27 protein-coding genes are annotated in these 25,395 nt (G+C 39.9%); 22 read left to right on the top strand and 5 right to left on the bottom strand.

Annotation, left to right across the window (positions count from 1 at the left end; all coding sequences use genetic code 11):
- The first annotated feature begins 124 nt into the window (after positions 1–124).
- From ERX37_RS03270 to glnA, 9 genes are all read left to right on the top strand, one after another.
- Complete coding sequence (locus ERX37_RS03270; RefSeq protein ID WP_133429206.1) at positions 125–943, top strand: MIP/aquaporin family protein; 819 nt, start codon at positions 125–127, stop codon at positions 941–943.
- 16 nt (positions 944–959) lie between these two features.
- Positions 960–2,471, top strand: a complete 1,512-nt coding sequence (gene glpK / locus ERX37_RS03265; RefSeq protein ID WP_133429205.1) for a glycerol kinase GlpK — start codon at positions 960–962, stop codon at positions 2,469–2,471.
- Between the two features lie 111 nt (positions 2,472–2,582).
- Positions 2,583–4,256: a glycerol-3-phosphate dehydrogenase/oxidase gene (locus tag ERX37_RS03260; protein ID WP_133429204.1), complete on the top strand. Its 1,674-nt coding sequence runs from the start codon at positions 2,583–2,585 to the stop codon at positions 4,254–4,256.
- A gap of 72 nt (positions 4,257–4,328) precedes the next feature.
- Positions 4,329–5,228, top strand: a complete 900-nt coding sequence (locus tag ERX37_RS03255; RefSeq protein ID WP_133429203.1) for an alpha/beta fold hydrolase — start codon at positions 4,329–4,331, stop codon at positions 5,226–5,228.
- Positions 5,221–6,141 (top strand): tRNA (adenosine(37)-N6)-dimethylallyltransferase MiaA, encoded by a 921-nt coding sequence (miaA, locus tag ERX37_RS03250; RefSeq protein ID WP_133429202.1) that lies wholly within the window; start codon positions 5,221–5,223, stop codon positions 6,139–6,141. Before ERX37_RS03255 ends, miaA begins: the two co-directional genes overlap by 8 nt.
- A gap of 13 nt (positions 6,142–6,154) precedes the next feature.
- On the top strand, positions 6,155–7,447 hold the full coding sequence (gene hflX, locus ERX37_RS03245; RefSeq protein WP_229713065.1) for a GTPase HflX: 1,293 nt from the start codon (positions 6,155–6,157) through the stop codon (positions 7,445–7,447).
- On the top strand, positions 7,437–8,675 hold the full coding sequence (locus tag ERX37_RS03240) for a methionine gamma-lyase family protein (RefSeq protein ID WP_133429201.1): 1,239 nt from the start codon (positions 7,437–7,439) through the stop codon (positions 8,673–8,675). The genes hflX and ERX37_RS03240 overlap by 11 nt, the downstream gene beginning before the upstream one ends.
- A 47-nt stretch (positions 8,676–8,722) precedes the next feature.
- The gene (locus ERX37_RS03235; RefSeq protein WP_133429200.1) at positions 8,723–9,121 is read left to right on the top strand and encodes a MerR family transcriptional regulator; all 399 of its coding nucleotides are present in this window, start codon (positions 8,723–8,725) and stop codon (positions 9,119–9,121) included.
- 16 nt (positions 9,122–9,137) lie between these two features.
- A complete protein-coding gene (gene glnA, locus ERX37_RS03230; protein WP_133429199.1) occupies positions 9,138–10,475 on the top strand; it encodes a type I glutamate--ammonia ligase in 1,338 nt (445 codons plus the stop codon).
- 418 nt (positions 10,476–10,893) lie between these two features.
- Here the strand turns inward: glnA and ERX37_RS03225 are convergent, their stop codons facing one another.
- The gene (locus tag ERX37_RS03225) at positions 10,894–11,262 is read right to left on the bottom strand and encodes a hypothetical protein (protein ID WP_133429198.1); all 369 of its coding nucleotides are present in this window, start codon (positions 11,260–11,262) and stop codon (positions 10,894–10,896) included.
- A gap of 188 nt (positions 11,263–11,450) precedes the next feature.
- Between ERX37_RS03225 and ERX37_RS03220 the strand changes: the two genes are divergently transcribed.
- From ERX37_RS03220 to ERX37_RS03200, 5 genes are all read left to right on the top strand, one after another.
- Complete coding sequence (locus ERX37_RS03220) at positions 11,451–11,855, top strand: HIT family protein (RefSeq protein ID WP_133429197.1); 405 nt, start codon at positions 11,451–11,453, stop codon at positions 11,853–11,855.
- A gap of 145 nt (positions 11,856–12,000) precedes the next feature.
- Positions 12,001–12,486, top strand: a complete 486-nt coding sequence (locus tag ERX37_RS03215) for an arsinothricin resistance N-acetyltransferase ArsN1 family A (RefSeq protein ID WP_133429196.1) — start codon at positions 12,001–12,003, stop codon at positions 12,484–12,486.
- A gap of 138 nt (positions 12,487–12,624) precedes the next feature.
- The gene (locus tag ERX37_RS03210; protein ID WP_133429195.1) at positions 12,625–13,047 is read left to right on the top strand and encodes a MarR family winged helix-turn-helix transcriptional regulator; all 423 of its coding nucleotides are present in this window, start codon (positions 12,625–12,627) and stop codon (positions 13,045–13,047) included.
- A 58-nt stretch (positions 13,048–13,105) separates the two neighbouring features.
- On the top strand, positions 13,106–14,137 hold the full coding sequence (locus ERX37_RS03205) for a DUF2332 family protein (protein ID WP_133429194.1): 1,032 nt from the start codon (positions 13,106–13,108) through the stop codon (positions 14,135–14,137).
- A 102-nt stretch (positions 14,138–14,239) separates the two neighbouring features.
- Positions 14,240–15,046 (top strand): Cof-type HAD-IIB family hydrolase, encoded by an 807-nt coding sequence (locus ERX37_RS03200; protein ID WP_133429193.1) that lies wholly within the window; start codon positions 14,240–14,242, stop codon positions 15,044–15,046.
- An 18-nt stretch (positions 15,047–15,064) separates the two neighbouring features.
- On the opposite strand, the gene ERX37_RS03195 is transcribed toward ERX37_RS03200, so the two are convergent.
- Positions 15,065–15,907, bottom strand: a complete 843-nt coding sequence (locus ERX37_RS03195) for an oxidoreductase (RefSeq protein WP_133429192.1) — start codon at positions 15,905–15,907, stop codon at positions 15,065–15,067.
- A gap of 79 nt (positions 15,908–15,986) precedes the next feature.
- Between ERX37_RS03195 and panB the strand changes: the two genes are divergently transcribed.
- Both panB and panC read left to right on the top strand, forming a co-directional pair.
- Positions 15,987–16,796, top strand: coding sequence for a 3-methyl-2-oxobutanoate hydroxymethyltransferase (panB, locus tag ERX37_RS03190; protein WP_133429191.1), 810 nt, complete (start codon positions 15,987–15,989; stop codon positions 16,794–16,796).
- Entirely contained in the window at positions 16,789–17,640 is an 852-nt protein-coding gene (gene panC, locus ERX37_RS03185; RefSeq protein ID WP_133429190.1) for a pantoate--beta-alanine ligase, read from the top strand. The genes panB and panC overlap by 8 nt, the downstream gene beginning before the upstream one ends.
- A gap of 14 nt (positions 17,641–17,654) precedes the next feature.
- Here panC and ERX37_RS03180 read toward each other — a convergent pair whose 3' ends face one another.
- On the bottom strand, positions 17,655–17,972 hold the full coding sequence (locus ERX37_RS03180; protein ID WP_165981976.1) for a hypothetical protein: 318 nt from the start codon (positions 17,970–17,972) through the stop codon (positions 17,655–17,657).
- 121 nt (positions 17,973–18,093) lie between these two features.
- Between ERX37_RS03180 and ERX37_RS03175 the strand changes: the two genes are divergently transcribed.
- Both ERX37_RS03175 and ERX37_RS03170 read left to right on the top strand, forming a co-directional pair.
- Positions 18,094–18,639 carry a transposase gene (locus tag ERX37_RS03175; protein ID WP_133429188.1) on the top strand — a complete coding sequence of 182 codons (546 nt, stop codon included), beginning with the start codon at positions 18,094–18,096 and terminating at the stop codon, positions 18,637–18,639.
- Entirely contained in the window at positions 18,594–19,493 is a 900-nt protein-coding gene (locus tag ERX37_RS03170; RefSeq protein WP_133429187.1) for an IS3 family transposase, read from the top strand. The genes ERX37_RS03175 and ERX37_RS03170 overlap by 46 nt, the downstream gene beginning before the upstream one ends.
- Positions 19,494–19,559: 66 nt before the next feature.
- Here the strand turns inward: ERX37_RS03170 and ERX37_RS03165 are convergent, their stop codons facing one another.
- A complete protein-coding gene (locus ERX37_RS03165) occupies positions 19,560–21,005 on the bottom strand; it encodes an amino acid permease (protein ID WP_133429186.1) in 1,446 nt (481 codons plus the stop codon).
- A 193-nt stretch (positions 21,006–21,198) separates the two neighbouring features.
- Between ERX37_RS03165 and ERX37_RS03160 the strand changes: the two genes are divergently transcribed.
- The 4 genes from ERX37_RS03160 to ERX37_RS03145 all read left to right on the top strand — a co-directional run bounded on the left by ERX37_RS03160 (position 21,199) and on the right by ERX37_RS03145 (position 24,727).
- On the top strand, positions 21,199–22,140 hold the full coding sequence (locus ERX37_RS03160) for a metal ABC transporter solute-binding protein, Zn/Mn family (RefSeq protein WP_133429185.1): 942 nt from the start codon (positions 21,199–21,201) through the stop codon (positions 22,138–22,140).
- 115 nt (positions 22,141–22,255) lie between these two features.
- A complete protein-coding gene (gene guaC / locus ERX37_RS03155; RefSeq protein WP_133429184.1) occupies positions 22,256–23,239 on the top strand; it encodes a GMP reductase in 984 nt (327 codons plus the stop codon).
- Between the two features lie 82 nt (positions 23,240–23,321).
- Positions 23,322–24,302: a CAP domain-containing protein gene (locus ERX37_RS03150; protein ID WP_165981958.1), complete on the top strand. Its 981-nt coding sequence runs from the start codon at positions 23,322–23,324 to the stop codon at positions 24,300–24,302.
- Positions 24,303–24,310: 8 nt separating this feature from the next.
- Positions 24,311–24,727 (top strand): hypothetical protein, encoded by a 417-nt coding sequence (locus ERX37_RS03145; RefSeq protein WP_133429182.1) that lies wholly within the window; start codon positions 24,311–24,313, stop codon positions 24,725–24,727.
- Between the two features lie 31 nt (positions 24,728–24,758).
- On the opposite strand, the gene ERX37_RS03140 is transcribed toward ERX37_RS03145, so the two are convergent.
- Positions 24,759–25,196, bottom strand: coding sequence for a hypothetical protein (locus ERX37_RS03140; RefSeq protein ID WP_133429181.1), 438 nt, complete (start codon positions 25,194–25,196; stop codon positions 24,759–24,761).
- Positions 25,197–25,395: the final 199 nt, after the last annotated feature.

The following is a 25,395-nucleotide window of genomic DNA, read 5'->3' as shown; positions in this document are numbered from 1 at the left end:
ATTTAGCTATGATAGAACACAAGTTAATAAATGACGGAGACATGAGACCCCTATAATAAATCATCTGATTTACTATAGGGTCTTATTTTGCGTCTAGTTGGCTAACAATAAAGGGAGTGAATATATGAGTGAATTTTTAGCGGAATTAGTAGGCACAGCTATTCTCATTCTTTTTGGTGCAGGTGTATGTGCGAATGTTAATTTAAAAGGAAGCTATGCTAATAATGGTGGCTGGATTGTCATCGCATTTGGCTGGGGCCTTGCCGTTGTAATGGGTGTCTATGCTGTTGGCAGTATTACAGGCGCTCACCTGAATCCGGCAGTATCGATTGGTCTCGCTGTAGATGGTGCCTTTCCATGGGAAAAAGTACCGATGTATATAGCAGCGCAGATGTTAGGTGCCATGCTGGGTGCGCTACTGACTTGGTTGCACTTTATGCCGCATTTTAAAGCGGAAGAAGATGTTGGCACAAAACTCGGTGTCTTCAGTACAGGACCTGCATATCCTAATTATGTTGCGAATTTTATTTCTGAGATTATCGGCACAACGATTCTCGTAATGGGCTTATTATTTATCGGTGCCAACAAGTTTACGGATGGATTGAATCCATTAATCGTTGGTGCTTTAATTGTTGCGATCGGCTTAAGTCTTGGAGGCACAACAGGTTATGCAATCAATCCAGCGCGTGACCTCGGACCGAGACTGGCACATGCTATTCTACCGATTCCAGGTAAAGGGTCTTCGAACTGGGCATACGCTATTGTCCCTGTACTCGGACCGATTGCAGGCGGTATGCTGGGGGCCACGCTTTATCATCTGCTCTTCAAAGGCGAGATAGAGATGATCGGCTGGATTTCATTACTGGTTACTGCTTTAACGATTGTACTTGGATTTGTGATGAATAAAACTGTTTTAAAAGGACAGCAAGCTAAACTACTGTAAAAAAGGAGCGTTTTCTATGAAACAATATATATTATCGATTGATCAGGGTACAACGAGTACAAGGTCCATGCTATTTGATAAGGAAGGCCAGGTTGTAGGTGTTGCACAACGTGAATTTAAGCAGCACTTCCCGCATAGCGGCTGGGTAGAACATAACGCAAATGAAATCTGGCAGACTGTCTTATCGACTATGTCAGATGTCTTAGTCGATACAAATATTAAACCAAGTCAAATCGCAGCTATCGGCATCACAAATCAGCGTGAAACGGCTGTGGTCTGGGATAAGCATACAGAACGCCCGATTCACAATGCCATTGTCTGGCAATCAAGACAGACTCAGGATATTTGTGATGAATTGAAAGAACAAGGTTTAGAACAGACATTCAGGGATAAAACAGGTCTGCTTTTAGATCCTTATTTCTCAGGCACGAAAGTAAAATGGATTCTTGACCACGTTGAAGGTGCACGTGAAAAGGCTGAACAAGGTGATTTGTTATTCGGTACAATTGACACCTGGATAGTCTGGAAGTTAACGGGCGGTAAAGCACATGTGACTGACTATTCAAATGCTAGTCGTACATTGATGTATAACATTTATGACCTGGAATGGGATGATGAATTGCTGGAACATTTAACTGTTCCAAAGACTATGCTGCCGGAAGTTAAACCGTCCAGTGAAGTTTATGGTGAAACAGTCGGTCACCATTTCTTCGGTCAGACTATTCCGATCGCAGGTATTGCAGGTGACCAGCAGGCTGCACTATTTGGTCAGGCCTGTTTCCAGGAAGGTGAAGCTAAGAACACATACGGTACAGGCTGCTTTATGCTGATGAATACCGGTGAAAAAGCTGTGAAATCCGAAAGTGGCCTGCTGACCACACTTGCTTATGGTATCGACGGTAAGGTGTATTATGCACTGGAGGGTTCTATTTTTGTTGCAGGTAGTGCGATTCAGTGGTTACGTGATGGTATGCGTATGATTCGCAAAGCGCCTGAATCTGAAAATTATGCGAAGCGTGTGACTTCAACTGAAGGTGTATATATTGTGCCTGCTTTTGTTGGACTGGGTACACCGTACTGGGATTCTGAAGCACGCGGTGCGGTATTTGGTCTGACTCGTGGAACGGAGAAAGAGCATTTTATCCGTGCAACCCTTGAATCTCTTGCATATCAGACACGCGATGTACTGGATGCGATGGAGAAGGACTCAGGTATCGAACTTCAGACATTAAGAGTGGACGGTGGTGCTGTTAAGAATGACTTCCTGATGCAGTTCCAGTCAGATATTTTAAGCGTGCCTGTACAGCGCCCTGAAGTGAATGAGACAACAGCACTCGGTGCAGCATATCTAGCTGGTCTTGCCGTTGGATACTGGTCTTCTAAAAATGAAATTAAAGATCGCTGGAAGCTTGAAAAAGAATTCTGTCCTGAAATGAAAGAAGACGAGCGAGAAGAATTATATGAAGGATGGCAGTCAGCTGTTAAAGCGACCCAAGTTTTCAAACGTAAAAAGCAAAATAAGGAATAAAAGATGCAATTGGTGGTATAATAAGAATAAGTTAATAAATAGACGAGAATTGAGACTTTGAATACAGTGATGTAGGCAGAGTCTCAATTTTTTTAACAGGAGGAACTTATTATGACATTTTCTAATCTGTACAGACAACATGTAATGAATAAGATGAAAAATAACGAATATGACGTAGTTGTTATAGGCGGCGGTATTACAGGTGCGGGAATCGCACTGGATGCTACACAGCGCGGGATGAAAGTGGCACTTGTTGAAATGCAGGACTTTGCTGCAGGTACGAGCTCACGTTCAACTAAACTCGTGCATGGTGGTCTGAGATATTTGAAGCAACTGCAGGTCGGTGTAGTTGCTGAGACGGGTAAGGAACGCGCTATAGTATATGAAAATGGTCCTCATGTCACTACACCTGAATTTATGTTACTGCCGATGCATAAAGGCGGTACATTCGGTCCTGTGACCACTTCGATAGCCCTTAAGGTGTATGATTTCCTTGCGGATGTTAAAAAAGAAGAAACACGTAAAATGTTGAGCAGCAAGCAGACTATTGACCGTGAACCATTAGTTAAACGTGAGGGTTTAAAAGGTGGAGGCTACTATGTCGAGTATCGTACTGACGACGCCCGTATGACGATTGAAGTAATGAAACGTGCTGTTGAGATGGGCGCAGATGTCCTGAATTATACGAAATCAACAGGTTTTGTATACAATAGTAAAATGAAAGTCATCGGTATTAATGCACAGGATATGATAACGGGTGAAGAATTTGAACTGCTGGGTAAAAAAGTAGTTAATGCTTCAGGACCATGGGTAGATGCCGTGCGTGAAGATGACTACACTAAAAACAATAAACAACTGCGCCTGACAAAAGGGGTTCACTTAGTGTTTGACAACAGTGTCTTTCCGCTTAAACAAGCTGTTTACTTTGATACTGAGCAGGATAAACGTATGATATTTGCTATTCCGCGTGATGGCAAGACATATGTAGGAACTACAGATACCTTCTATAATCAGGATAAGGCACATCCAAAAGTGACACAGGAAGACCGAAATTACTTAGTAGAGGCGATTAATTATATGTTCCCGACTGTAAATGTCACAGATCATGATATCGAATCTACGTGGGCTGGCATTCGTCCATTGATTTTAGAAGAAGGTAAAGATCCTTCAGAAATTTCTCGTAAAGATGAAATCTGGGAAGGTAAATCAGGTCTACTGACGATTGCAGGTGGTAAATTAACGGGCTATCGTCACATGGCTGAAGATATTGTTGACCGCGTAGCAGCAAGATTGAAAGAAGAATTCAATCTTGAATTCGCACCATGCCGTACTAGACATTTGACGATTTCCGGGGGAGATGTCGGTGGTTCAAAAGGCTTTGAACTTTACAAGGCTAAACTTCTTAATGCGGTGAAAGTGAACCACTTATCACAGACCGAGATGGAGACACTGATTAATCGCTATGGCTCTAATGCGCCGGCATTATTCAATATCGCTCATATCCAGAATGAGAAGATTGTTAAAGGCTTACCTTTAAGTGTCTATGCTCAGCTGATTTACAGCATTCAGCATGAAATGGTGCTTAAACCATCTGACTTTTTCGTCAGACGTACAGGTTCACTCTATTTCGATATCCAGCTTGTCAGACAGTATAAAGATACAGTCATCAATTTGATGGCCGACATTCTGAACTACACTGAGGCAGAGAAAAATGAATATACGACTGAACTTGAACAGCTGATTGAAGAAGCAACAACACCTTCTGTTCAAGTATCAGTTGAATAATGACCACAGGGGCTTACGGCCCCTTTTTTTATACGATAATGTAGGATATAGTAGAGTTTAAGGAGGTAGATCATGGATAAATTTACCGTTACATTAGCAGATAATCATCAGACTGAAGTGGCCATTTTCTGCCCGGAAGAGCCTGTAGGAACGCTGCAGTTCCTGCACGGGATGGCAGAGCATAGGGATCGTTATCAGGACTTAGGACAGTATTTTAAGACGATGGGTTATAAAGTAATCATACATAATCATGCCGGTCACGGCGCACTTGTGACTGATGAGGACAGAGGGCACTTTGAGAGTATGGATCAATTAGTGAGACACTCAGAGGAAATCCTGCAGTCATTTAAAGTCGATGGCCTGCCGGTGACAGTTATGGGACATTCTATGGGTTCAATTGTGGCGAGACACTATGCAGAACTTCATCCAGATGTGATGGATACGCTCATTTTAAGTGGCACAAGCTTTTTTGATCATAAGATGCAGCTCGCGCTTAATATGCTGAGAAACCTGATTGCCGTTAAAGGTGGAAGGTATAAGAGTGAATTTGCCAATAAAGCTACGTTGAAAACATTCAATAAAAAATTCAGACCACTGACTACTGATAGTGACTGGTTAAGCCGTAATCCTGAAAATGTCCAGTCTTTTATTAATGATGAATTGACAGGGTTTAAGATGTCTCTGAATGCTTATAAAGAAATACTGAGTACGATGAAAAAGACTCAGACGCGGAAACAGTTGAAGAAAATGAATCATAAGATGCCGATTCTTCTTGTTTCGGGTAAGGATGATGCGTTTTCAAACTTCGGTAAAGGAATCGAAAAATTGGGTAAATTATATAAACGGGCCGGCATGGATCATGTAACTATTCAGCTTTATAGTGATGCAAGACATGAAGTGTTATTTGAGAAGAATCAGACTGACGTATTGAACAGAATTTTTGTCTGGCTGCAGCAGGTGAAACATGTCTAGCATACCACTGGTGGTGATAGTCGGTCCCACAGCAGTCGGTAAGACGGCGCTTAGTATTGAACTTGCAAAGAAGATTGACGGAGAAATTATTAGCGGAGATGCCATACAAGTTTATAAAGGCATGGATATCGGTTCTGCTAAGATAACGTATGAAGAGATGGACGGTATACCGCACCATTTGATTGATATATTAAATCCAGATGAAAGTTATTCGGCCGCTCAATTTAAACAAATGACAGAAAAACTAATTATTGAGATTCATAACAGAGGTCATGTCCCGATGATAGTCGGCGGAACCGGACTTTATATTCAGTCTGTACTTTTTGATTACGGCTTCACAGATGAAAATCAGGATGCAGCTAAAGAATATGAAAAGCAGTTTGAAGCGATGACAGCTGATGAACGCTTTGAGTTGCTTCAGAAAGTGGATCCGTCAGCCGCACAGGTCATTCATCGCAATAATCAGCAACGTGTATTAAGAGCGCTTACTTATTACCATCTTCATCAGACCTCAATCACGAATCAGACGAGACGCAATCAGATTGTTGATTGCTACGATGTGACGCTCATCGGTCTGACCAGAGAGCGCTCAAATTTATATCAACGTATTAATCAGCGTGTTGATAAGATGATAGAAGCGGGACTGCTTGAAGAAGTCAGCAAACTGAAGGCAGCAGGATATGAGAATGCGAGAAGCATGACAGCAATCGGTTATAAAGAGATTATCAGCTACTTGAACAATGAACTGGCATTACAAGAGGCTAAAGAGAAACTTAAACAAAATTCAAGAAGATTTGCAAAACGTCAGATGACCTGGTTCCATAATCAGATGGATTTATATTGGTACGATACAGAACAGCAGTCAACAGAATCGATTATAGCGTCGGTTTTAGAAAGAATGAATAGGAAATAAGAGAGGTGTTAAATTGACTGAGCATAAAATGAATGAAACGAAAAAAGAACAGGAACGCGTTATTATTTTAAGTGTACAGGTTAAATCAGGTGACAAATTTGAATTTACAGAATCTCTCAGTGAAATTGTGTCACTCTGTGAGACAGCTGGTTTAGAAGTGGTCGAGACATTCGTCCAGCCAAGAGATCGTGCAGATACTAAAACATATCTAGGTAAAGGGCGAATCGAAGAAATTGTAGAACTAAAGGATAGGGAAGATATTGAATTTGATGTTGTCATCGTTAATGATGAACTGACGACAAGCCAATCTAAGCACCTGGCAGAAATATGTGGTGAGAAAGTGATTGACCGTACGCAGCTTATTCTTGATATATTCGCGCAGCGCGCCCGCTCACGTGAAGGGCAGCTACAAGTCGAACTGGCACAGAATGAATATCTGCTTCCGCGACTGGCTGGTCATGGCATCAGTCTGTCTCGTCTCGGTGGCGGAATCGGGACAAGAGGACCGGGTGAAACAAAACTTGAAACGAACAGACGGCATATTCGCTCGAGAATTCACGATATAAAAGGCCAGCTCGATGAAATCAAAAAACATCGTTCCCGTTATCGTGAAAACCGGAAGAGAAATCAAGTCTTTCAAGTAGCGCTCGTCGGCTATACTAATGCGGGTAAGTCATCATGGTTCAACCAGCTCACTGATAGTGAAACGTATGAAGAGAATCTGTTGTTTGCAACGCTTGATCCTAAGTCCAAGATGCTCTCTATCAATGATGGCTTTCAGGTATTATTATCTGATACGGTAGGTTTTATTCAGCATCTGCCGACACATTTAGTAGAGGCATTCAGCTCTACACTGGAAGAAGCTAAATATGCAGATGTACTGATTCATGTTGTGGACCGCAGTCATCCGAACTATAAAGGACATATTGAGACCGTTAATGAGCTGCTTAAGTCACTGGATATGGCAGATATTCCTGTGCTGACACTGCTGAATAAAAAAGACCTTGTTGAGAAAGATTTGATAGAAGAGACATTTGATACACGTTACGTCTCATCACGTCATCCAGATGATATCAAGGAAGTCAAAGCAGCTTTAAGTGCCTTTATCAAGTCGCTTCTTGTGCACTATGAGCTTTCAGTATCATCAGATGATGGTAAAACAATCAGTCAACTTAAGCATGAGACACTGGTTGAATCTGTAGACTTTGATGAAACGAATGAAATTTACACCGTAAATGGATATGCAAGCGAAGACAGTGGTCTCGTACATAGAACGGCAGAAAAGAGAGAAAAACATGATGAATGAACTGATTAAGAAAATAGATCAAAAAATAAGACCAGTCCATGAAGCGATCGAAGCACGTGCGCTCGTCAATCAGGAGAAAGTCCTGTCATCATTTCAGGAACAGCGTATCGCTGAAAGTGATCTGATCGGTACATTTGGCTATGGCTATGATGATACTGGAAGAGATCAGCTTGAAGCATTGTATGCACGCGTCTTTAAAGCTGAGGATGCTATTGTCAGACCGCAAGTCATTTCAGGTACACATGCTATTACACTTGCTCTGGCAAGTCACCTGGCAACGGGAGATGAACTTCTTTATATTACAGGTGAGCCTTATGATACTCTTCTTGAAGTGATTGGTGTCAACGGCAATGGCATCGGATCGCTGATTGAAAATGGTGTGTCTTATGATACAGTGACTCTTAAAGATGGCGAAATTGATATCAATACTGTACTGGAACGTATCACTAATAAAACAAAAGTGATTGCTATCCAGCGTTCTAAAGGCTATGCTTCTCGTCCATCACTCACCATTGCACAGCTTGAGAAAGCGATCACAGAGATTAAAGACGTCTATCCGGATAAAATTATTTTCGTTGATAACTGTTACGGCGAATTTGTCGAGGAACGTGAGCCGATTGAGGTGGGAGCCGACTTGATTGCTGGCTCACTGATTAAAAACCCGGGTGGTGGTATTTGTAAAATCGGGGGTTATATTGCAGGCAATCAAGCCTTGATTGAACGCATCGGCTATAGATTGACAGCACCGGGAATTGGAAAAGAGGCGGGTGCGTCTCTGTATAGCCTGCATGAGATGTACCAAGGTTTCTTCCTTGCGCCGCATGTCGTCAGTCAAAGTCTGAAGGGCGCAGTCTTTACAGCTGCGCTACTCGGTGAGTTAGGAATGAAGACGAGTCCAGCCTATGATGATATCAGAACAGATTTAATTCAATCGGTTACTTTTGATGATGCTGTCAAAATGGTGAAGTTCTGTCAGGCCATCCAGAGTGCAAGTCCTATTAATTCACAGTTTGCGCCGATGCCTGCCTATATGCCAGGCTATGAGGACGATGTCATTATGGCAGCGGGCACATTCATCCAAGGTGCATCAATTGAACTCACAGCTGATGGTCCGCTTCGTGCGCCTTATGAAGCTTATATACAAGGTGGACTAACATATGAGCATGTCAAGCTTGCCATTATACAGGCTGTTAAATCATTGGAAATAGAAGAAATAAAGCATAATTAGATGAAAAACAAATCCATGTCAGCTTTTCTGACATGGATTTGTTTTTTATGAATAGGTATGCTAAATTAGACGTAAGCAAGGAGGCGATACAGGTGTCAGATAAGTTAAGAAGGCAGATGCCTGTATTTCCCATCAGTGTGGTCATGAAATTGACGGAACTGTCAGCGAGACAGATTCGCTACTATGAAACACATGAACTTGTGGCTCCACAGCGGACAGAAGGCAACCAGCGATTATTCTCGATGAATGATTTAGACAGGCTGCTTGAAATCAAAATGCTGCTTGAAAAAGGCTTTACGATTAAAGGCATCAGGCAGATTATGCTTGATGATGTTGAACTGTCGAAAGATGAGAAGAAACTGCGCGAGGACATCTATCAGGATATCTTCACACCAACCGGCAGAATACCACTTAACCGCGGGGATTTATCAAGATTTTATAACTAATATATTGGAGGCTATTATGGCTAAGTTTACGAGAGAAGATATCATCCGTTTTGCAAATGAAGAAAATGTTCGATTCTTAAGACTTCAGTTCACTGACATTTTAGGGACAATCAAAAACGTGGAGATTCCAGTGAGTCAGCTTGAAAAAGCGCTGGATAATGAAATGATGTTTGATGGTTCATCCATCGAAGGATTCGTGCGGATTGAAGAATCAGATATGAAACTGTATCCAGACCTTGATACATGGGTAATCTTCCCATGGACTTCAGACAAAGGTAAAGTGGCACGTTTGATCTGTGATATCTACAAGCCGGACGGTACGCCATTCTCTGGAGACCCACGTGCAAACTTAAAACGTGTACTGAGAGAAATGGAAGAGATGGGCTTCACAGACTTCAACTTAGGACCAGAACCAGAATTCTTCCTGTTTAAATTGGATGAAAAAGGCGAACCGACACTTGAACTGAATGATAACGGAGGTTACTTCGACTTAGCACCGACAGATTTAGGTGAAAACTGCCGTCGTGATATCGTGCTTGAACTTGAAGACATGGGATTTGATATTGAAGCATCTCACCATGAAGTTGCACCAGGACAGCACGAAATCGACTTCAAATATGCTGATGCTATCACAGCTTGTGATAACATTCAGACGTTCAAACTGGTTGTCAAAACAATCGCTCGTAAACATAACCTCCACGCGACATTTATGCCAAAACCATTATTCGGTGTCAGCGGATCAGGGATGCACTTTAACGTATCACTGTTCAAAGGACCGAAAGAAAATGCATTCTATGATCCAAACGGTGAAATGGAATTATCAGATGATGCACGTCACTTCATCGCAGGTATCGTGAAACATGCAAGAGGATTTACAGCAGTATGTAACCCGCTTGTTAACTCATACAAACGTTTAGTACCAGGTTACGAAGCACCATGTTACGTTGCATGGAGTGGACAAAACCGTTCACCACTTGTACGTATCCCAGCATCACGTGGCATCTCAACACGTGTTGAAGTACGTTCAGTAGACCCGGCAGCGAACCCATACATGGCGCTTGCAACAATCCTTCAAGCAGGACTTGACGGTATTAAGAACAAAACAGCAGTACCTGCACCAGTTGATCAAAACATCTATGACATGAACCGTGAGGAACGTGAAGCTGTAGGTATTGAAGATTTACCATCAACACTTTACACAGCAATCAAAGCAATGAAAGACGACAGCATCATGAAAGAAGCATTAGGCGAACACATCTATCGTCAGTTCATCAACTCAAAAACAATTGAGTGGGACATGTACCGTATGCAGGTATCTGAGTGGGAGAGAGACCAGTACCTTAAACAGTATTAAGATGAATGAACCCTTGAAGCATATAGCTTCAAGGGATTTTTATTTTGCGTAGTTTAAGTGTCCCATGAGGAGATTGTTAATGAAAGGACACATTTAGGACACATCAACATACTTTTTTAATGTATTTCTCGAAGTCTTTTAATGCCTGGACCTGCATCTTAGGTGTAACATGGGCATAGACTTTGTCTGTCATTTCCATTGATTGATGTCATAATTAATGCAGGGTGTTTCAATAATCGATTTCTATTCTATCAATGATGCACAGATTGTTTTAGAAGGCAATCCGACCATGACTAAAACGTGATCATTCTCATCTAAGAGTATTCTCGATTTAATTGCTGCTGGTCTAAAATCAGCAGAGTAGATTAAAACTCACAAAAAAAGAAGAGTATTATTAACCCTTCTGTTTCATTATAATTTAAGGTGCTTCTGTAGTAACATCAGCTGCTGGTGCTTCTGTTGTAGAAACGTTGTCTTTCGCATCGTTAGCGGCATCTTTAGTGTTTTCAGTCGCATTATTAGTTGTTTCTTTTGCTTTGTCACCCGAGTCTTTAGCGGCATCTTTTGCCTCAGAACCGACTTCTTTTGCTTTATCGTCGGCTTCACTTCCGACTTTTTTCGCTTTTTCAGTTGCGTCTTTAGTTGCATCTTTCGCTTTTGAACCTGCTTCTTTTGCTGCTTCTTCTACTTTTTTACCTGCATCTTCTGCGGATTGTTCAGTATCTCCACATGCTGCAAGTAATAATGAAGAAGCGAGTAATGTACCTGTTAATGCTTTGAAGTTCATTTTTTCATCTCCTAAATTTTTTGAATTTAATGGGTGGTGAATAGAACTGCAAATAGTATGAACTATATGGCTATAGTGCTTATAGTGCTTATAGTTCTACATTGCATATGATAGCACAAATATAAATGAGCCGCAAAAGTTCTAATGATGTTAACGAGTGTTAAATAATCTTTAAAAGGGGTGATTATTTGAATCACTGTATATTTTGTTATGACTTGAATGACAAGAATGTTTTACATGAGACGTATTACTTTAAAGTGGTATTGGATATTGATCCTATTCAAGCTGGTCATCTATTAATTATATCGAAAAAGCATCATCTGAACTTTATTGAGCTGGACGATGAAGAGCTTTTAGATTTAGCAGCTATTCAGAAGAGGTTGATTAAGCTATTGGAACAAGAAATGGGGCTAGGGGTGACCGTTGCTATGAATAACGGTATTATGATGGATACTGATGTGCATTTTCATGTCCATGTGATACCTCGATATAAAGGTGATGGTTTCTGGGACTATGTCAGATTAAATGATAAACCGTTTGATACTGAAAAAATGAAATGGTTATTGAAGCAAAGATTGGATGATGAATATTAGTCTGATATATTGCAGAATTATCACAATTGTAAAAATTGAATGCTTTTTTATAAGTTTTAAATTTTGCTCAAAATATTGATTTACAGTACTTCATGATGGCATTAAAATAATCTTATATCTGACTATCATAAAGCGAGGAACATCATTGAATATACGACATGCAGAGCTAAGAGACATTCCCTTCATTACTGAGATTTATAATCAGGGTATTGAAGATGGGGTGGCTACTTTAGAAGCAAGAGGTAAAACTGAAGAAGAAATGACAGCATGGTTGTTTGACAGGGCTGAAAGGTATAGGGTGCTGGTAATTGAAGACGAGAATGTCGTAATAGGATGGACCGCACTGCAACCGTACCGTTTTAGAGCCGCTTATGAAGGCGTTGCTGAATTTTCGATCTATATCGCACGTTATCAGAGGGGTCGCGGCGTAGGACGCTTGTTATTGAATGCATTACAATCTGAAGCAAAAGAAAATAATTTTTATAAATTATTACTGATGGTACTTGAAATTAATGAGAGTGCCTATCAACTCTATTTAAAAAGTGGTTTTAGAACGGTAGGTATTTTTGAAAAACATGGGTATCATAATGGTAATTTTTATAACGTCCGTGTAATGGAAAAACTTCTTTAAAGCATATTTTAATATGCTTTTTTTCTTGCTCTCTTCTTTATATTGTAGTTGAATGTTAATAGTAATAAAGGGGTAGACCGCTATTATATAAGTGTTTATAATATAAGTATATAGATGAAAGTAGGTGTTTGAAAATCTATGGATAAAGGTTATAGAGGCGTTAAAAACTTAATGAAACTACAAAGTGAATGGACGACGATGAGCCGTAAAATTTTGAAGGGATATGATATTACTTACCCGCAATTTCGGGTTTTAAGCGGTCTGATGGAACTGCAGGAACCTGGTAAAAGAATAACACAGGCCCATCTCAGCCAATATACAGGTATTGATGTAATGACGTTATCAACTATAATAAGGAATCTTGAATCAAGACGTTTAATTAGACGAGCTGAATCAAGGTCAGATACACGAGCTAAAAATGTTTATCTGACTTCAGTAGGACTTAGTTTAGCAGAAGATATGGTACCGGCAGTGGAGCAGGCAGCTCAATATTTTTTTGCTTCTTATAGCGACGACTTGCTTGAAGAACTCTGTAAAGTCGAGGCGTGTTTCAACCCTTAATAAACAAGGTAATGTATATTAATAATCAAGATTGAATAGCCGATAGGAGATTACCAATATGGCTTTAAAATATAAAGAACTAATGCTGGCCTATAGCACTGCGATAAGCGACAAGAGTCAACTGTATAGTTCTATTGCTTCTAAATTAGCAGAAGATAAGGACATGAAGGACATATTGGCACCTCAGATAATCTCAAGCCATTTTGTTCCTTTGTTCATGACGGCGACGCTTGCTGTATTATATGATCATGAGCATGATTTGAGACGCTACTATTTAAATTTTAATGATGAGCCTGCTGCTTTTGATGAAACCGGGTATCAAGTTTTCAAGCATTTTATCCAGCTTCATTTAGCTGAGATTATGCTGCTGATCCGGACAGGTGATTTAAAGAAAAATATTGTAGAGCGCTCAGCAGTTCTCGTTCCTATTTTTCATTATATTCGTGAGGAATGTGACAGACAGAAATTTAATGTCATTGAGCTGGGAAGTAAGGCAGGTCTGCTGCTGAACTTTGACTGGTATGGCTATACTTTTAACAAGGAATATAAAGTTGGATTTAATGAAGACATCAATATTAAAATGAAAATCAAAGGTTATCCTTACGATTACCTAGTGCCTCTTGAACATCCTCATTATAAAGTTGGTATTTCTGAGGAAGTGATAAAAATTGAAGAGGATAGTGACTTCAAATGGATGTTAAGTCAATTTTATCCGGAAGAGTTAAAAAGAAGAAAAAATCTATTGAAGGCACGAGAGATTTTTCACAATCATCCGGTCGAACTTCTTGAAGGTAATGAACTTGAACTTCTTGAAAAGACTTTAACTGCTTTACCTGACGATGAACCTATTGTCATTTTCCATGTCCATCATACTAAGAACTGGGCTGATGAAAAAAAATCGGCACTGCTGCAGATGATTCAGCGCTTCTCTGCTACAAAGGAGATTTTTCATATTCACCACCAGTTGTTTGGGACAGATATCTTTATTGATTATTTAGATCACGGTATGCTAAAACGTGAAAAACTTGCTCATTTGGATCTTGATAAAATGAAAATAGAGTGGCTGCTCGGCCAGACATTGAAAATATAGGACGTCTCAATGGACGTCCTTTTGTCTATGGCTGACTTATAATGACGGCGAATTCTGTTCGCCTATGATACGATATAGATAAATACGCGAGGAGCTGGAATAATGTATAAATTAATAGCACTGGATATGGACGATACATTAATGACATCAAGTAATGTCATGTCAGATAGAACACGGGAGGCGTTAATGGCTGCACAGAATCAAGGCGTTAAAGTGATGCTTGCATCAGGACGTCCCACTTCTGGTATGGTGAAAGATGCAAAAATTCTTGAACTTGATCAACGGGAGTCATATATTATGAGTTATAATGGCGCAAGACTCACTGCAATGAAGGATATGTCAATCAAAAAAGAACGCTCATTGTCGAAAGACCAGTTCGATCAGGTTTATGATTACTGTCAGGAGAACAACATCTTTATCATCACCTATGTAGATGAAGAAATTGTCTATGAGGGTAGCCATGCTTATATGAACCGTGAGCATGAACTAACGGGTCTGCCCATGAAGAAAGTGGATAACTTGAAGGACTATGTTCAAGGCTTTGTACCTAAAGCAATGGCAGTAGATTTTGAGGATAAGATCAGTCAGGCTGATCGTGATTTAGATGGGCGACTTAATGACGATATTCATGCGACAACGTCAAAACCTTATTTCCTTGAGTTTATTGCTAAAGGTGTATCAAAAGGGGTCATATTGAAAGAACTGGCTGAGGAACTGGATATTCAGAGAGAAGAGATCATTGCATTCGGTGACAGCGATAATGATAAAAACATGATAGAATTCGCAGGGCTAGGTGTTGCAATGGGTAATGCAAATGACACGATTAAATCAGTGGCGGATATAGTGACTGCAGATAATGATCATGATGGTATAGCAGATATCATTGAACAGTACGTTTTAACAAAATAGAGGATGCAGCTGCATCCTCTATTTTTTATATTGATAAGCGGTCAGGAGCGTACAGCATATGTCCAGCACAGGTGTATCGATATGATTTTCACGGGCTATTTGGTGAAACTGTCCCTGTATAAAATCATATTCCAGTTTGCGGTCATTCAGTGCATCGTAATACATACTGGTGCCCATATCCGCAGGGTATCCTTTATATATTTCCATAATTTCATCAATCGTAGCTTCGCTAAAATTTTCACCATCGGCATTGGCAATTTGGACACCTTCATGCAGCAGGTTTCTAACCAGTTGCTGAATATTCTCAAGCTCCATAATAGCTGTCGTATTCTTTGACAGCGCTGTGACGGTGTTGATGCCTAGATTGACTAACATTTTGTACCAGAGAATAGTTCTTTGACCCTCGCTGATGACAATTTCTATGGTGGATTGAGAAAGATGTTTTTTTAAGTCATGCATAGCTGGATAATCGGGTAGTATCAATGTTTGGTCGCGGAAATGGGTCACTACATCCCCTTTTTTCTGGCCGCTTATATAAACTGCTGCCTGAAAGGCAGCTGCCATATTGAAATCTGTCAGCTGACCCATACCATTCTGACAGACAATAATGATTGTGTGATGATGCGTCATTTTACGCAGTGCTTCAGTAATCTCATGATTCTTTGTCACTTTAATGGCAATAAAGATATAATCGAATTTCTGTTGATTGACGACTAGGCTTGTTACATTCAGTTTCGTCTGTTTTACTACAACCTGCTGCTCCTGTCTGCCGAACAATTTAACATCAAGACCTGCCTTCAATAATTCAAGTGCAATGACACTGCCTACTGCGCCTGGGCCAATAACTGCAAAATTTGTCATGGGACACTCCTTTTTTTAGTAGTCAGTTTACTCATACTTGATTATAATAAATGCAACCTAGCGGAAGGAAGTAGGGACGATGAAAAATATTAAAGATTTAATGGAAATGAAACATGATGGCATTAAACTTTCTATGGTGACCGCTTATGATTACCCAAGTGCAAAACAGGTCGAAGCGGCAGGCATTGATACAATTCTAGTAGGAGATAGCTTAGGAATGACTGTTCTCGGCTATGAAAGCACCGTGTCAGTGACACTTGAAGATATGATACATCATGCTAGAGCTGTGAGACGTGGTGCTCCAGAAACATTTGTGGTCGTTGATATGCCATTTGGCAGTGTAGGTGCTAGCATGCAGGATGATATGAAAAATGCAATTAAGTTGTATCGGACAACACATGCGCAAGCGATTAAAATTGAAGGTCAGCACTTTGAACTGATCAGAAAATGTCAGCAGATTGGAATTCCTGTTGTTTCTCATCTGGGTCTTACACCACAAAGCGTAGGTATTATGGGTTACAGTGTACAAGCGCAGTCTGAAGAAACAGCCCGGCAGCTGATGAATGATGCTAAACGTGCTGAAGCAGCAGGTGCTGTTATGCTTGTTCTGGAAGCTATCCCGAGTGATTTAGCTGCTCTTATCAGTCAGACATTAACCATTCCGGTTATCGGCATCGGAGCAGGCATTGATACTGATGGTCAGGTACTGGTCTATCATGATGTCCTGCAATACGGCACTGAACGTAAGCCGAAATTCGTTAAAATTTATGGTGATTTCTCAACGGGTGTACAGTCGCTGAAGCAGTTTCACGAAGAAGTAAGGAACGGACAATTTCCGGACGAAACATATACTTATCAGATAAAGGTTTTGGGTGAACATAATGACTAAGTTAATCGAGACGATCAGAGAAATGAGCGATCTCGCTCAATCAATCCGTTCACAAGGTAAAACGATTGGTTTCATCCCTACAATGGGTGCGCTGCATGAAGGACATCTGACGTTGATGACACAAGCTAAGAATGAGAATGATGTTACAGTGGCAAGTGTATTTGTTAATCCGCTTCAATTTGGACCGGGTGAGGATTACGAATCATATCCAAGACAGCTGGATATGGATTTTTCACATGCTGAGTCAGTAGGCGTTGATTATTTATTTCATCCTGGTGTGGAAGAGATGTATCCGACTGATAGACAGGTGACACTCCACGTCGGAAGGCTAGCCAGTGTTCTTGAAGGATCTAAAAGACCTGGCCATTTTGACGGGGTCGTCACAGTCGTCAACAAGTTATTTAATATTGTTCAGCCGTCCCGTGCTTACTTCGGTCGTAAAGATGCACAGCAACTGACCATTATTGAGGCGATGGTCAACGACTTCAATCATGCGATTCAGATTGTGGGCGTCGATATTGTAAGAGAAGAGGACGGGCTTTCTAAGAGTTCACGCAATGTTTATTTGACGATAGAGGAAAGGCAACAGGCAGTCCATTTATATAAAAGTCTTCAGCTCGCGCGTCAGATGATTGCTGAGGGAGAAATTAAAAGTTCGGTCATTATAGATAAAATGACTCACTATCTGACCGAACAGACGACAGGACAGGTGGACGAAATTGCGATATATCATTATCCTGCGCTTACTCAGGCAGACGAGATAACAGATAGTTGCTTTATATCACTCGCAGTTAAATTCAGCAAAGCACGACTGATTGATAACATAATGATCCATAAAAAATAAGAGGCAGCTGCCTCTTATTTACTAGTATGTGTCCATTCGTCTCCCGGATGACGATGACGTTTAGTATGCGCATAAATATGGTCAGCTGCATAATCTTCGTTTGTGTAGACGGTAATATCATAAAATACCATATCCTCATCAAACGGCTCTGTTAAATACTGATCTTTAAGATGACTGAACAGACGTTGCATGGCCTTTTGATCAAGGCTTGGATATTCACGAAGTATCTTCTTGATCAAAAGGCCATTTTTATTATAGACGCCTTGAACGACAATAACGAAAGTCTCATGTTCTTTCAGTACATCATCGAAAATATTGAATTGTCCATTAATCATAGTGACCTCCCGTGTCTTTATTTTTCTTTAATTATAAACTAAAAGGCAGAGAACTGACAGTCAGTTTGTACTGCACCCCAAAAGTTAGACCTAAAATCTAACGTTGGGGTGTTTTTATTTGGCTAAATATGATCTGGAATTCAAGCTGAAAGTAGTAAATGAATATATCAATGGTCTAGAAGGATATCAAATAATTGGTGAACGCCATGGAATTGGTCATTCAATGGTTCGAAAATGGTATCTGGCCTACTGTGCCTCCGGCATAGTAGGACTGGAACGTAAAAAAACAAGAACGAAATATAGTTTGGAAGATAAAATTGCTATACTGAGATGGATGAGGGAAAATGATGCTTCACTGACCATCACCTCCGCCAAATTCCGCATCAATAATCCGTCTCTTATCGCCGCCTGGAGAATTGCTTTTCGCAGACATGGTATAGATGGATTGACTGAAAAGAGGAAAGGACGTCCATTGATGAATAAACCGAAGAAACTTGATAAGCGTAAAACTGACTATGTCAAAAACCTTGAACGCGAGAATGAACTCCTTAGAGCTGAGCTGGCCTATATAAAAAAGTTGAAAGCTTCAGGGATAAGTATACCGAGCCGACTTCTAAAATCGAATCACGGGTCATTAAGGAACTCAGAAAAGAATTCAGATTAAAGGTTATCCTTGAAGCACTAAATTTTCCGAAGGCGACATATATGTACTGGCAGAAACAGTTTGATAAAGAAAATGAAGACCAGGAGATAGAAGATGAGATAAAGAAGATTTTCGAAGAAAATGATGGGAACTATGGGTACAGAAGGATTACAGGCGAGCTGAGAAGGAGAAGCTACCTGATTAACCATAAGAAAGTTCAAAGAATCATGCTTAAATTAAAGCTGAAATCTATCTCATTCACAAGAAAAAGCAGAAGATATTCTTCTTACAAAGGAACGATTGGACGTATCGCTGATAATCTGGTAAACCGTCGGTTTGATACATGCATCCCCTATCAAAAGATAACGACTGATACATCAGAGTTCAAATACCATTATCTGGTTGAAAACGGTAAAGTTTGTATCGGTAAGCTTTACCTTGATCCGTTCATGGATCTGTTTAACAGAGAGGTCATCTCGTACCATATATCCAAAAGACCCAATTCTGAAGCCATCCTGTCAGCTCTTTCTGAGGCAATAGCAGTGACTGATGCATGTGAATTCATGAGAACTTTTCACAGTGATCAGGACTGGGCGTATCAGATGGCCGCGTATACACGCAAACTCAGTGATAACAGAATATTTCAAAGTATGTCACGCAAGGGCAACTGTCTAGACAATTCTCCTATGGAGAGCTTTTTCGGTGTCTTGAAGGAGAAGATGTTCCATGGAAAAATATACGAAAGCTATGAGCAGCTGGAAGAAGCAATCCACAGCTATATATGGTATTACAATAATAAGCGCATTAAATCTAGATTGAACTGGATGAGCCCGATAGGGTTCAGAGAGAAAACTCTAAGTTTGAAAACTGCATAAAAAAAGGAATGGATTTCTCCATTCCAAAAAGTCTAACTTTCGGGGGTCACTTCAGTTCTCTGCTTTTTAGTCTTTAATGTGATACTTACTTAAATCCATTTCATCTAATTTTACGATACGTGTATGGTGTAGCAACTTATAGATGATATAAGCGGCAGCAGCAAGTAGTATCGGTAACACTGACTCTGTCAATTTTGACCAGTTGAGTTCTACGATATCTGAGTATGATTGTCCGATAAGCAGGAATATAATGGCTGCAATTACAATGATATTTCCTAATGGGAATAGAGGTGCTTTATAAGTGAGCAGTTCATTAACATTTTTATTTTGTTTTTTGATGGCACGTCTGAGTCTCAACTGACTAATAGAACTGATTACCCAAACTATCAATACGAGTGTGCCTAGCATATTGAGCAGTTTTGCATACCCACCCATATTAATGTGTGCGTATATAATGCTCAAAATAATCAATACAGTAGTGAGGAGAAGTGCGTTGAATGGCATATTTCGTTTATTAAGTCTGCCAAGGAAAGCAGGTGCCTGTTTTTCCTGACTGAGTGAATAAAGGAGACGACTTGTCGCATACAATCCTGAATTACCCGCGGATAATACAGCTGTCAATATCACTGCATTCATAATCGAAGCAGCGAACAATACGCCTAATTTCTCAAAAACAAGTGTAAATGGGCTCATCGCGACATCAGAAGCGTCATTCAATAATCTCGGATCCGTATAAGGCAGTATAGCACCGATGATAAAGATGGAACCAATATAGAAGAAAAGGATACGCCAGAAAACCTGTTTAATCGCTTTAGGCATTGACTCTTTAGGGTTATCTGATTCTCCTGCAGTAACAGCGACGACCTCTGTTCCACCGAATGAAAAGCCCGCTACTACGAGCACGCCGAGCAGCCCGGTTATGCCATTGACAAAAGGCGCCTCTTTAATGCTGAAGTTACTCAGACCAACAGGATCACCTCCTACGATACCGAATATCATCAGTAATCCTGCGATAAGGAAGATGATGATGGTAGCCACCTTAATGAAAGAAAACCAGTATTCTGCTTCTCCGAATGATTTAACTGAAAAAGCATTAAGCAGAAAAAGGAGCACGAGGAATATCAGACACCATACGAATGAACTGATACCACCGAATATCTGCCAGTAGGATAATACTTTGGCAGCTGTAATGATATCAATACTCGCGACCAGTGACCAGATTATCCAGTAAAGCCAGCCCACCGTAAAGCCGGCAGCAGGATCTATAAACCGGCCCGCATAGGCACTGAATGAACCGGAAACAGGATAAAAAGTAGCCAGTTCCCCGAGTGAAGTCATCAGAAAATATATCATAATACCGATTAAAATATAGGCAACTAAAGCACCTCCTGGACCAGCCTGACTGACGATTGCTCCACTGGCCATAAAAAGACCCGTACCGATTGAACCACCGATTGCGATCATCGATATATGTCTTGTCTTGAGTTCTCTATCCATCTCTTTCTTTTCCATATCATTCACTTCCTTAATCAAAAATAGTATGTCTTAGATTCTATAACGGTTAAACTGATTTAGCAAGCAAAAGTTTTAACGCTTAAAAACTTCGACGCGTTAAAGCGATACTATTTATTGATTTAGTATTGCATTTTTCTAAAATCAGGTCTAATATTATATATCGAAATGATTACGATTAGGAGATGTAAAGATGAAGAAAATAGTAATGATGATAGCAGCCCTGTTAATTGTTCTTGCTGGCTGTGGTAATAAGAACGAAGATAACGGCAAATTAAAGGTTTATACGACTGTTTTTCCTTTTAAATCCATGACTGAACAGATTGGCGGGGAGCACGTTGATGTTGAGAGCATTTATCCGAACGGTATTGACATACACACGTTCGAACCGACACAGAAGGATACTTTAAATGTCGCGAAAGGTGATTTATTCATTTACTCAAGCGATGAACTGGATCCGGTTGCTGCTAAAATTGCTAAAACTGTAAAAAATGAAAAAACACTGCCTGTTGCTAAAGCTATTAAAGAGAATCAGCTGCTTGAACATGATCACGACCACGAGGAGGGACATGATCACGAACATGAACATGAACACGAGCATGCTGAAAGTGCACATGATCCGCATGTCTGGCTTGATCCAGTGATGGATAAAGCATTTGCTGAGCAAATTAAAGACCGCCTTGTTAAAGAAGATCCAGATCATAAAGCAGATTATGAGAAAAACTATGCTAAATTAGCGAAGGATATTGTTGGAATCGACCAGCAACTGAAAGATATCACTAAAAATCCTAAACGTGACACTGTTTATATTTCACACGATTCACTGGGATATCTTGCTAATAGATACGGCTTCAAGCAAGAAGGTGTATCTGGTATGAACAATGACGAACCTTCACAAAGAGAAATTGTTTCACTTATCAATCAAATTAATGAACTGAATGCACCTTATATTTTGTATGAACAAAATATTCCTTCAAAAATTACAGATATTATTAAAGAAAAAACTGAAACAGAATCACTGCCATTTCACAATATGGCTGTTTTAACTGATAATGATATGAAAGATAAAAACGTCAGCTATCAGTCTATTATGAAAAAGAATATTGAGTCACTGGACAAAGCATTAAACGAATAATTTTTGAATTTATAAATAATCGCTTTACAAACAACTGAATTACATGTAAATTACCTCTTGGACGAATGAACATTTAAGTCTGCTTTATAGTTCATATTTGAAAAGAGGTTTTTTGATGGAAGAAGTATTTGATTATGAAGATATACAGTTAATCCCGAACAAATGTATTGTGACAAGTAGAAGCGAATGTGATACTTCGATTCAGTTTGGACCTAGAACGTTTAAAATACCGGTCGTGCCTGCTAATATGCAGACTGTTATGAATGAAGAATTAGCAGAGTGGTTTGCTAAAAATGATTATTTCTATATTATGCACCGTTTTGATGAAGCGGCACGTATTCCCTTTATTAAGAAAATGCAGTCCAGTCAGCTTTTTGCCTCTATTTCAGTAGGTGTGAAAGCAGGCGAATATGACTTTGTTGAACAGCTGGCGAATGAAGGTTTAGTGCCTGAATATATGACGATTGATATTGCCCATGGTCATTCCGATCAGGTGATTAATATGATTAAACATATTAAGACCCATCTGCCTGACACATTCCTGATTGCAGGTAATGTCGGAACACCTGAAGCCGTACGTGAACTTGAGAATGCAGGTGCTGATGCGACGAAGGTGGGAATTGGACCAGGACGTGTCTGTATCACGAAAATCAAGACAGGTTTTGGCACAGGTGGCTGGCAGCTGGCGGCAGTCAAACAGTGTGCAAAAGCAGCCCGTAAACCGCTTATCGCAGATGGAGGTATCCGTACGCACGGTGATATCGCAAAATCTATTCGCTTCGGTGCTTCAATGATTATGATTGGCTCACTTTTTGCAGCACACGAGGAATCACCCGGTGAAACAGTGGAACTTGAAGGCAAGTTGTACAAGGAATACTTCGGTAGTGCCTCAGAGTTTCAGAAGGGTGAGAAGAAGAATGTTGAAGGCAAGAAGATGTTTGTAGAACATAAAGGTTCCTTGAATGATACATTGATTGAAATGCAGCAGGATCTTCAGTCTTCTATTTCTTACGCGGGTGGCAAGGATCTCGAATCTATCCGCAAAGTCAATTATGTGATTGTTAAAAATTCTATTTTTAATGGTGATGCAGACCGTTAAACTGATACACGACCAAGTGTCGTGTATTTTTTGTCTACAGAAATTATGCTATAATGAAGTCTACTTTTCTAGGGGTGACAAATTGAAGAAATTTCTCATACTGATACTATTACTTGCTCTTGCCTTCATCTTTCCATTTAAATTTTTAACGTTACCGGATGAATGGACTTTGGAAGCTAAGGACAGTGCAAGGGAATTCATCAAAAAGCAGACAGATAAGAAGCAAATTGAAGTTAAGTCTGTTGATATAGGCAATATCAAGCTCAATATGACAAATGAGGAAGTAGACAGGCTGCTTGGAAAACCTGTCAGGACTTTGAATAATCAATTTAATGACAAGTGGTCGCTCTATCATCAATCATACAAGCATTTCGTTATGATAGGCTATCTGGACGATAAAGTTGCTGCTCTTTATTCGAATGACCCGAATTATATAGGCAATATCAGTGTGGAAGAGCTTAAAAAGGATAAAGGTGAACCATTAACAGTTGAAGAGGGTAAGAATTATAGGGCCCATCTCTCTGAAGAAAATATTCTGAATTATGAGGACGCGGACGTGCGGTCCACCTATTATTATGATCAGCACGATAAACGTATCGATGCGTTAATGATTGTCAGTGAACGGTACTTTAATCAGAAAAAACACTATTATGCAGCTTCCACTGAAACATTAGCGAGAAGTTATGAGCAGGTGGATTACGAGCTGATTAATGCGAGTCGCGTTAAGCGAGGTTTACCTGTGCTTCAGTATCATGATAAAATAAGTAAAACAGCTCTGCAGCATTCACAAAATATGGCTGACAATCATTTTTTTGATCATACAAATCCTCAAGGTGAAACACCTTTTGATCGTATGACATCAGACGGCAACCAGTATAAAAGAGCAGGTGAGAACCTGGCTGCCGGACAAGTTTCTCCAATTGAAGCACATCATGGCTTAATGAATTCGGAGGGACATCGAGCCAATATTTTGATGACGTCATATAAAAGTGTTGGAATCGGTGTGGCGTTCAATGAAAAGCAAGTACCATATTATACTGAAAATTATATAACAGAGAAATAGGAGAGTTTATGGCTAAAGATAAGATATTTTCATCATTACTGATCACAACAGAAGAAAATATACTGGTGCAGGATACAGGCGATAAGAGAATGAAGCTGCCATCCATCGCTAAAAAGACAAATCAGTCTATTCAGCAAAGTGCCAGCCATTTTGCAGCAGGCTTACATAAACAACTTAAAGTAGGCGGTATTTTATTTGTAGTAGAAGATCTGGCAGAAGTTAAAGGGTTCTTTTCAACGACGCAGGTGAATGCGACCTCATTTGTATTTAATGTCAGGAATCATGATGAATTCAAAGTTAAAAAACCTTTTGTCTGGTTATCATTTGATCACCTAGATCAGCTTGATATCGCAGATGAATTGAAACAGATTATTGTGTCAAATCAAGTGATAAAATCAAGCGTCCCACTTATCAATCTACATTAAAAAGACTGATGGCATTTGCCATCAGTCTTTTTTAGAGACGTGTAATCGTCATATTAAGACGTTCTGTCACTTTTTTACGACTATTTGTTCTTTCAGCAATACGGTGGTCTTCCTGATCGATGATATGCAGCATGATATCAATATGACCAAGTCGTCGGAATTCCTGCGCGATTGATTCATCGATATTGTGCCCACGACTATTGATATGGTCATCAATCTGATGAAAATACTGTTTAACATCTTCAAGTGACAATGTATGTTCATTCTCACGGAAGTTTTCCAGCGAAGCACTAAATCCTTTATTTTCTTTTAACAAAGGTCTGTATCCGTCAGCGATGGCAAGTAATGACCGTTTAATGCTGCCTTCCCCAAAACCGAAGTTATATGAGAATTCAGACTCACTTAAATTACTGATTTGTGCTAAGACATTCTGACGCTCATTTTTTACCCAGTTATAATCAATTGTCATATTCATTCTCCTTTAAAGTTATGATTTATTTATTCATACCCTCATTTTTCACAGTTTATTCAATGAGAATGATGGGTATAAAAAAATAGAAACGAGGAATGGGAAATGAAACAAGATAAAAGTGAACGCAAAGATATATTAGAGCAGGTTAAAGAAATTCTTGGGCGTAAATAAAACAAAGAGTCATGCTGGCTGGCAT

Origin of the sequence: Macrococcus hajekii (assembly GCF_004359505.1) — a bacterium.
Taxonomy (GTDB): domain Bacteria; phylum Bacillota; class Bacilli; order Staphylococcales; family Staphylococcaceae; genus Macrococcus; species Macrococcus hajekii.
This window is presented reverse-complemented; position numbering and strand designations above follow the sequence as displayed.

Bases quoted from the DNA above. Each gene is read 5' to 3' on its own strand.
- ERX37_RS03270 (WP_133429206.1), top strand. From the start codon at position 125: ATGAGTGAATTTTTAGCGGAATTAGTAGGCACAGCTATTCTCATTCTT.
- glpK (WP_133429205.1), top strand. From the start codon at position 960: ATGAAACAATATATATTATCGATTGATCAGGGTACAACGAGTACAAGG.
- ERX37_RS03260 (WP_133429204.1), top strand. From the start codon at position 2,583: ATGACATTTTCTAATCTGTACAGACAACATGTAATGAATAAGATGAAA.
- ERX37_RS03255 (WP_133429203.1), top strand. From the start codon at position 4,329: ATGGATAAATTTACCGTTACATTAGCAGATAATCATCAGACTGAAGTG.
- miaA (WP_133429202.1), top strand. From the start codon at position 5,221: ATGTCTAGCATACCACTGGTGGTGATAGTCGGTCCCACAGCAGTCGGT.
- ERX37_RS03240 (WP_133429201.1), top strand. From the start codon at position 7,437: ATGATGAATGAACTGATTAAGAAAATAGATCAAAAAATAAGACCAGTC.
- ERX37_RS03235 (WP_133429200.1), top strand. From the start codon at position 8,723: ATGAATAGGTATGCTAAATTAGACGTAAGCAAGGAGGCGATACAGGTG.
- glnA (WP_133429199.1), top strand. From the start codon at position 9,138: ATGGCTAAGTTTACGAGAGAAGATATCATCCGTTTTGCAAATGAAGAA.
- ERX37_RS03225 (WP_133429198.1), bottom strand. From the start codon at position 11,262: ATGAACTTCAAAGCATTAACAGGTACATTACTCGCTTCTTCATTATTA.
- ERX37_RS03210 (WP_133429195.1), top strand. From the start codon at position 12,625: ATGGATAAAGGTTATAGAGGCGTTAAAAACTTAATGAAACTACAAAGT.
- ERX37_RS03205 (WP_133429194.1), top strand. From the start codon at position 13,106: ATGGCTTTAAAATATAAAGAACTAATGCTGGCCTATAGCACTGCGATA.
- ERX37_RS03200 (WP_133429193.1), top strand. From the start codon at position 14,240: ATGTATAAATTAATAGCACTGGATATGGACGATACATTAATGACATCA.
- ERX37_RS03195 (WP_133429192.1), bottom strand. From the start codon at position 15,907: ATGACAAATTTTGCAGTTATTGGCCCAGGCGCAGTAGGCAGTGTCATT.
- panB (WP_133429191.1), top strand. From the start codon at position 15,987: ATGAAAAATATTAAAGATTTAATGGAAATGAAACATGATGGCATTAAA.
- panC (WP_133429190.1), top strand. From the start codon at position 16,789: ATGACTAAGTTAATCGAGACGATCAGAGAAATGAGCGATCTCGCTCAA.
- ERX37_RS03165 (WP_133429186.1), bottom strand. From the start codon at position 21,005: ATGGAAAAGAAAGAGATGGATAGAGAACTCAAGACAAGACATATATCG.
- ERX37_RS03160 (WP_133429185.1), top strand. From the start codon at position 21,199: ATGAAGAAAATAGTAATGATGATAGCAGCCCTGTTAATTGTTCTTGCT.
- guaC (WP_133429184.1), top strand. From the start codon at position 22,256: ATGGAAGAAGTATTTGATTATGAAGATATACAGTTAATCCCGAACAAA.
- ERX37_RS03145 (WP_133429182.1), top strand. From the start codon at position 24,311: ATGGCTAAAGATAAGATATTTTCATCATTACTGATCACAACAGAAGAA.
- ERX37_RS03140 (WP_133429181.1), bottom strand. From the start codon at position 25,196: ATGACAATTGATTATAACTGGGTAAAAAATGAGCGTCAGAATGTCTTA.